Source organism: Oerskovia enterophila, from assembly GCF_001692445.1.
GTDB lineage: Bacteria > Actinomycetota > Actinomycetes > Actinomycetales > Cellulomonadaceae > Oerskovia > Oerskovia enterophila.
The window spans coordinates 1-5,425 of record NZ_MAQA01000098.1; the positions used below are offsets into that span (position 1 = coordinate 1).

The window sequence follows — 5,425 nt, forward strand, 5'->3', positions numbered from 1 at the left end:
GTGCACCTTCGGTGTGTGTTGTGTGTTCGTGTTGAGACTTCTTATTTGGTATGAATTGAAAACGTCATGTTTTCGGTTTGTAGCCATGATTATGGACCTTCGGGTCCGCTTCGTATGGTTGTTAGCCTCTTCGGGGGTTGATAGCAAACATTTACGGAGAGTTTGATCCTGGCTCAGGACGAACGCTGGCGGCGTGCTTAACACATGCAAGTCGAACGGTGATGACCAGCTTGCTGGTCGGATCAGTGGCGAACGGGTGAGTAACACGTGAGTAACCTGCCCCAGACTCTGGGATAAGCCTTGGAAACGAGGTCTAATACTGGATATGAGATGCCCCTGCATGGGGAGTGTCTGGAAAGATTTATCGGTCTGGGATGGACTCGCGGCCTATCAGCTTGTTGGTGGGGTAATGGCCTACCAAGGCGACGACGGGTAGCCGGCCTGAGAGGGCGACCGGCCACACTGGGACTGAGACACGGCCCAGACTCCTACGGGAGGCAGCAGTGGGGAATATTGCACAATGGGCGCAAGCCTGATGCAGCGACGCCGCGTGAGGGATGAAGGCCTTCGGGTTGTAAACCTCTTTCAGCAGGGAAGAAGCGCAAGTGACGGTACCTGCAGAAGAAGCGCCGGCTAACTACGTGCCAGCAGCCGCGGTAATACGTAGGGCGCAAGCGTTGTCCGGAATTATTGGGCGTAAAGAGCTCGTAGGCGGTTTGTCGCGTCTGGTGTGAAAACTCAAGGCTCAACCTTGAGCTTGCATCGGGTACGGGCAGACTAGAGTGCGGTAGGGGTGACTGGAATTCCTGGTGTAGCGGTGGAATGCGCAGATATCAGGAGGAACACCGATGGCGAAGGCAGGTCACTGGGCCGCAACTGACGCTGAGGAGCGAAAGCATGGGGAGCGAACAGGATTAGATACCCTGGTAGTCCATGCCGTAAACGTTGGGCACTAGGTGTGGGGCTCATTCCACGAGTTCCGTGCCGCAGCAAACGCATTAAGTGCCCCGCCTGGGGAGTACGGCCGCAAGGCTAAAACTCAAAGGAATTGACGGGGGCCCGCACAAGCGGCGGAGCATGCGGATTAATTCGATGCAACGCGAAGAACCTTACCAAGGCTTGACATACACCGGAAACTTCCAGAGATGGTTGCCCCGCAAGGTCGGTGTACAGGTGGTGCATGGTTGTCGTCAGCTCGTGTCGTGAGATGTTGGGTTAAGTCCCGCAACGAGCGCAACCCTCGTCTTATGTTGCCAGCACGTTATGGTGGGGACTCATAAGAGACTGCCGGGGTCAACTCGGAGGAAGGTGGGGATGACGTCAAATCATCATGCCCCTTATGTCTTGGGCTTCACGCATGCTACAATGGCCGGTACAAAGGGCTGCGATACCGCGAGGTGGAGCGAATCCCAAAAAGCCGGTCTCAGTTCGGATTGGGGTCTGCAACTCGACCCCATGAAGTCGGAGTCGCTAGTAATCGCAGATCAGCAACGCTGCGGTGAATACGTTCCCGGGCCTTGTACACACCGCCCGTCAAGTCACGAAAGTCGGTAACACCCGAAGCCGGTGGCCCAACCCTTGTGGAGGGAGCTGTCGAAGGTGGGACTGGCGATTGGGACTAAGTCGTAACAAGGTAGCCGTACCGGAAGGTGCGGCTGGATCACCTCCTTTCTAAGGAGCATCACTCACAGCTGGCCCTCGGGTTGGTTGTGCAGAGGCCATGGCGCTCACCGAACGTGTGGGTGGATGGTTGCTCAAGGGTGGAACATTAACGAAGAGCTTCGTCCAAGACGGTTCGTGTCAGTACCTGTCCACTTTGCGTGGGTGGTGGAACATCACGGGTACGGGGGATGGGGTTTGCCAAGCACACTGTTGGGTCCTGAGGGAACCGCCCGCATGGGTGGGGTCGCTCTGAACGGGCCATCGCGTCTCCTGGGTGAACCGCCGACCTTGTGTTGGTAGGCCGTGGGAGCGGGTGGGATCGTCCGTAGCTTGAGAACTGCACAGTGGACGCGAGCATCTTTGTAAGATCAAAGATTTATCTTTGTTCTCTGCAATTTTTTGTTGTCAAGTTTTTAAGGGCACAGGGTGGATGCCTTGGCACTAGGAGCCGATGAAGGACGTTGTAGCCTGCGATAAGCCTCGGGGAGTTGGCAAACGAACCGTGATCCGAGGATCTCCGAATGGGGAAACCCCGCTGGAGTCATGTCCAGTGACCCGCACCTGAATATATAGGGTGTGTGGAGGGAACGTCGGGAAGTGAAACATCTCAGTACCGACAGGAAGAGATATTCCGTGAGTAGTGGCGAGCGAAAGCGGAACAGGCCAAACCGTTCATGTGTGATAGCTACCAGGCGTTGCATGGGCGGGGTTGTGGGACCTTTCAGACCGGGCTGGTACCCGGTCAGGGAGTCAGAAAGTCGCGTTATAGTCGAAGGGCATTGAAAGGCCCGGCACAGAGGGTGCGACCCCCGTAGACGAAATGACGTGGCCTCCCGAAGGGGATCCCAAGTAGCACGGGGCCCGAGAAATCCCGTGTGAATCCGGCAAGACCACTTGCTAAGCCTAAATACTACCTAGTGACCGATAGCGGACCAGTACCGTGAGGGAAAGGTGAAAAGTACCCCGGGAGGGGAGTGAAATAGTACCTGAAACCGTGTGCCTACAATCCGTTGGAGCCTCCCTAGCAGGGGTGACAGCGTGCCTTTTGAAGAATGAGCCTGCGAGTTAGTGCTCAGTGGCAAGGTTAACCCGTGTGGGGAAGCCGTAGCGAAAGCGAGTCTGAATAGGGCGAATGAGTCGCTGGGTCTAGACCCGAAGCGAAGTGATCTAGCCATGGGCAGGTTGAAGCGTGGGTAAGACTACGTGGAGGACCGAACCCACCAGGGTTGAAAACCTGGGGGATGACCTGTGGTTAGGGGTGAAAGGCCAATCAAACTTCGTGATAGCTGGTTCTCCCCGAAATGCATTTAGGTGCAGCCTCGCGTGTTTCTTGCCGGAGGTAGAGCTACTGGATGGCCGATGGGCCCTACAAGGTTACTGACGTCAGCCAAACTCCGAATGCCGGTAAGTGAGAGCGCGGGAGTGAGACTGTGGGGGATAAGCTCCATAGTCGAGAGGGAAACAGCCCAGACCACCAGCTAAGGCCCCTAAGCGTGTGCTAAGTGGGAAAGGATGTGGAGTTGCACAGACAACCAGGAGGTTGGCTTAGAAGCAGCCACCCTTGAAAGAGTGCGTAATAGCTCACTGGTCAAGTGATTCCGCGCCGACAATGTAGCGGGGCTCAAGTACACCGCCGAAGCTGTGGCATTCACACAAACGCTAGGCCTTCGTGGTCCAGGCGTGTGGATGGGTAGGGGAGCGTCGTGTGGGCAGTGAAGTCGCGGGGTAACCCAGCGGTGGAGCCTACACGAGTGAGAATGCAGGCATGAGTAGCGAAAGACGGGTGAGAAACCCGTCCGCCGAATGACCAAGGGTTCCAGGGCCAGGCTAATCCGCCCTGGGTAAGTCGGGACCTAAGGCGAGGCCGACAGGCGTAGTCGATGGACAAGGAGTTGATATTCTCCTACCGGCGAAGAACCGCCCATACCGAACCCGGTGATGCTAAGCGCCCTTAACTCGCACCGTCTCCTTCGGGAGACATCGCGAGAGCGGCGCGCGACCCGAACCGGTACTAGGTAAGCGTATTAACAGGGGTGACGCAGGAAGGTAGCCCAGCACGGCGATGGTTGACCGTGTCCAAGGTTGTAGGGCGAACAGTAGGCAAATCCGCTGTTCACATAGCCTGAGAACTGATAGATAGCGCGTATGCGCGAATTGGGTGATCCTATGCTGTCAAGAAAAGCCTCGGCGCGAGGTTCTAGCCGCCCGTACCCTAAACCGACTCAGGTGGTCAGGTAGAGAATACTAAGGCGATCGAGAGAATCGTGGTTAAGGAACTCGGCAAAATGCCCCCGTAACTTCGGGAGAAGGGGGGCCCGATGCGTGACGGAACTTGCTTCCCGAGCGTTGACGGCCGCAGAGACCAGGGAGAAGCGACTGTTTACTAAAAACACAGGTCCGTGCGAAGTCGCAAGACGATGTATACGGACTGACGCCTGCCCGGTGCTGGAAGGTTAAGAGGACGGGTCAGCTCTTCGGAGCGAAGCTCAGAATTTAAGCCCCAGTAAACGGCGGTGGTAACTATAACCATCCTAAGGTAGCGAAATTCCTTGTCGGGTAAGTTCCGACCTGCACGAATGGCGTAACGACTTCTCCGCTGTCTCAACCGCGAACTCGGCGAAATTGCACTACGAGTAAAGATGCTCGTTACGCGCAGCAGGACGGAAAGACCCCGGGACCTTTACTATAGCTTGGTATTGGTGTTCGGTGCGGCTTGTGTAGGATAGGTGGGAGACTGTGAAGCATGCACGCCAGTGTGTGTGGAGTCAACGTTGAAATACCACTCTGGTCGCTCTGGATATCTAACCTCGGTCCGTAATCCGGATCAGGGACAGTGCCTGGTGGGTAGTTTAACTGGGGCGGTTGCCTCCTAAAATGTAACGGAGGCGCTCAAAGGTTCCCTCAGCCTGGTTGGCAATCAGGTGTCGAGTGCAAGTGCACAAGGGAGCTTGACTGTGAGACTGACAGGTCGAGCAGGGACGAAAGTCGGAACTAGTGATCCGGCGGTGGCTTGTGGAAGCGCCGTCGCTCAACGGATAAAAGGTACCCCGGGGATAACAGGCTGATCTTGCCCAAGAGTCCATATCGACGGCATGGTTTGGCACCTCGATGTCGGCTCGTCGCATCCTGGGGCTGGAGTAGGTCCCAAGGGTTGGGCTGTTCGCCCATTAAAGCGGTACGCGAGCTGGGTTTAGAACGTCGTGAGACAGTTCGGTCCCTATCCGCTGCGCGCGCAGGAAACTTGAGAAGGGCTGTCCCTAGTACGAGAGGACCGGGACGGACGAACCTCTGGTGTGCCAGTTGTTCCGCCAGGAGCACGGCTGGTTAGCTACGTTCGGAAGGGATAACCGCTGAAAGCATCTAAGCGGGAAGCCTGCTTCAAGATGAGGTTTCCATCCCCGCAAGGGGGAGAGGCTCCCAGCTAGACCACTGGGTAGATAGGCCGGATGTGGAAGGCAGGACTAAAGACTGCCGAAGCTGACCGGTACTAATAAGCCGACAACTTGATAACACTCAAACTTTTTGCTACGCGTCCACTGTGCGGTTCCCGAGATACGGGCACACCCCCACGTAACCGGGGGTCCCGAACATCTCCATAGAGTTACGGCGGTCATAGCGAGAGGGAAACGCCCGGTCCCATTCCGAACCCGGAAGCTAAGCCTCTCTGCGCCGATGGTACTGCCCTGGAGACGGGGTGGGAGAGTAGGTCGCCGCCGGACAACCATTCACCAAAGGCCCACCCCACACGGGGTGGGCCTTTGGC

Annotated in this window: 3 rRNA genes; all 3 read left to right on the top strand. The window is 56.7% G+C overall.

Features of this window, described 5'->3' with window-relative positions:
• Positions 1 to 150 precede the first annotated feature (150 nt).
• A 16S ribosomal RNA gene (locus OERS_RS20200) occupies positions 151 to 1,671 on the top strand.
• A gap of 394 nt (positions 1,672 to 2,065) precedes the next feature.
• Positions 2,066 to 5,173, top strand: a 23S ribosomal RNA gene (locus OERS_RS20205).
• Positions 5,174 to 5,264: 91 nt separating this feature from the next.
• Positions 5,265 to 5,381 (top strand): 5S ribosomal RNA (gene rrf, locus OERS_RS20210).
• The 16S, 23S and 5S rRNA genes sit together here, the layout of an rRNA operon.
• Positions 5,382 to 5,425 lie beyond the last annotated feature (44 nt).